General features: G+C 39.1%; 2 protein-coding genes. One reads left to right on the forward strand and one right to left on the reverse strand.

Features of this window, described 5'->3' with window-relative positions; all coding sequences use genetic code 11:
- Positions 1 to 36: 36 nt before the first annotated feature.
- Positions 37 to 1,491: a UDP-N-acetylmuramoyl-L-alanyl-D-glutamate--2,6-diaminopimelate ligase gene (locus tag ACOVO2_RS25505; RefSeq protein WP_421772691.1), complete on the reverse strand. Its 1,455-nt coding sequence runs from the start codon at positions 1,489 to 1,491 to the stop codon at positions 37 to 39.
- Positions 1,492 to 1,721: 230 nt separating this feature from the next.
- Between ACOVO2_RS25505 and ACOVO2_RS25510 the strand changes: the two genes are divergently transcribed.
- A partial coding sequence (locus ACOVO2_RS25510; protein ID WP_421772692.1) for a methyltransferase domain-containing protein occupies positions 1,722 to 2,237 on the forward strand: 516 nt, incomplete at its 3' end.

A 2,237-nucleotide genomic window follows, 5' to 3' on the forward strand; every position in this document is an offset into this window, starting at 1 on the left:
AGGCTATTGAAATGTGTTTGTCTTATTTATATAAAACTATTTCTCTCCAAATGCCTCTTTCAGTACTTCTTTATCATCGAAATGATGTTTTACTCCTTTAATGTCTTGATAGGTTTCGTGGCCTTTTCCTGCTACCAAAATAATATCCTCGGGTTTTGCCATTTTTACAGCAGCCAAAATTGCTTCGTGACGGTCTTCGATGGTTTGGGTTTTCTTGAAATGAATGGCAGGTACGCCTTTTTGCATTTCGGCCAGAATATCCAACGGGTCTTCGTTTCTTGGATTATCTGATGTCAGAATTACCTTATCGCTCATTTTACAAGCTATTTCGGCCATAATTGGGCGTTTGGTTGCATCACGATTTCCACCACAACCCACAACTGTTATTATCTGCTGATTTCCTTCTCGTAAATCAACGATGGTTTCCAAGACATTTTTCAATGCATCAGGTGTGTGGGCGTAATCAACGATTCCGACAACATTATTTTTAGAAACTACTTGCTCGAAACGCCCCGCAGGTGGCTGAATATCAGATAGTTGCATCAAAACTTCATTTGAATCTTCGCCGAGTAAAACCGCGGCACCATAAACACCGAGTAAATTATAAGCATTAAACGAGCCGATGAGTTTGAACCAAACTTCTTTATTATCAATCTCCATTTGTAGTCCAAACAAACTACAAGCCAACACCTTCCCTTTAAAAGTACCGATGTTTTTGAGCGAGTATGTCTCTTTTCTTGCTGCCGTATTTTGGAGCATTACTTTGCCATTTTTGTCATCGGTGTTTACCAAAGCAAAAGCCGACGCAGGAAGTTGGTCGAAGAATCCTTTTTTGGCTTTTATATAATTATCGAATGTTCCGTGAAAATCAAGGTGGTCGTGCGTGATATTGGTAAAGATACCTCCCACAAAATGTAGTCCCGCAATACGCTCTTGCACTACCGAGTGCGAACTCACTTCCATGAAGCAATAGGTCACGCCTTTTTGGTACATATCGGCCAATAATTCATTGATTTTTACCGAATCGGGCGTTGTGTGCGTCGAAGGAATTATATCATCATCTATCTGATTTTGTACAGTAGAAAGCAAACCACAACGATAACCCAATCGGCGGAAAAGTCTAAAAAGTAGCGTGGCTATCGAAGTTTTGCCGTTTGTGCCTGTAACACCTACTAATTTGAGTTTTTTAGAAGGATGCTGATAAAAATTTGCTGCTGCAAAACCCATCGCACGAGCCGAGTTTTCAACTTGAATGTAAGTAATTGCCTCATTTAGAGTTTCGGGTAAATGTTCACACAAAATTGCCGAAGCTCCCAAATCTATGGCTTTGCCGATAAATTGATGCCCATCGACTTGCGTACCACCGATAGCCACAAAAAGGCTACCTTTTTCTACCTGACGAGAGTCGAAAACTATCTTATTTATTTCAATATCTGTTTTTCCAGAAACTGCTTGGAGAGAAATTTTATAGAGAATTTCGCTTAATATCATTGCTAATGTTTGTTTATATTAAGTAGTTTTTTGTTGATGTTGAATGTTTTTGCTACTAAAATGCCCAGTAAACGAACAAATTATGAATTAGCTTTTTAATTGTCGGCAAGTTATTCAAAAAAACGTTTATCATCAAACGAACTATTCAGACTCGCAAATACACCACTTCTTTCATTCAAACAATTTTATCGTACTTTTGGAAAAATTTCTTTTAAATATTTTTCAAAATCATGAGTCAACAGCATCAAACACGGGCAGAAATGCCACAAGGAGCTAATAAAGTCCTTGACCGCCGCAACATCGAAAACAGTTATTCGAGCCTACTCGGACTGCTGAAAGATGGGCTGTCGGTGCTTGATGTTGGTTGCGGCTCAGGAGCCATTACGGCCGATATTGCACAACGTACCAGCGGGAAAGTTGTAGGCATTGATTTTAGCGAACACTTGATTGAGTTGGCTCAAAAAAATTACGCACGCCTCCCAAATCTAAGCTTTGAGGTAGCCAATATCAACGATTATGTTTCGGTTGAAAAATTTGATTTGGTGATTGCTGCTCGAACTTTACAATGGGTAAATAATCCTGCGGAAGTTGTGCAAAAAATGGTGACTTTATTGAAAAAAGGTGGAAAAATCTCTATCAACGACTATAATCATACGAAGGTGGAATGGTCGCCCACTCCGCCAAAATCAATGTTAGATTTTTATGAAGCATTTCTTAATTGGCGAAAAGATGCTGGTTATGACAAC

The organism is Emticicia sp. (assembly GCF_049241225.1).
Classification (GTDB): Bacteria; Bacteroidota; Bacteroidia; order Cytophagales; family Spirosomataceae; genus Emticicia.

What these genes read in the sequence shown, in the direction of transcription:
- ACOVO2_RS25505 (WP_421772691.1), bottom strand. Translation starts at nt 1,491, where the DNA reads ATGATATTAAGCGAAATTCTCTATAAAATTTCTCTCCAAGCAGTTTCT.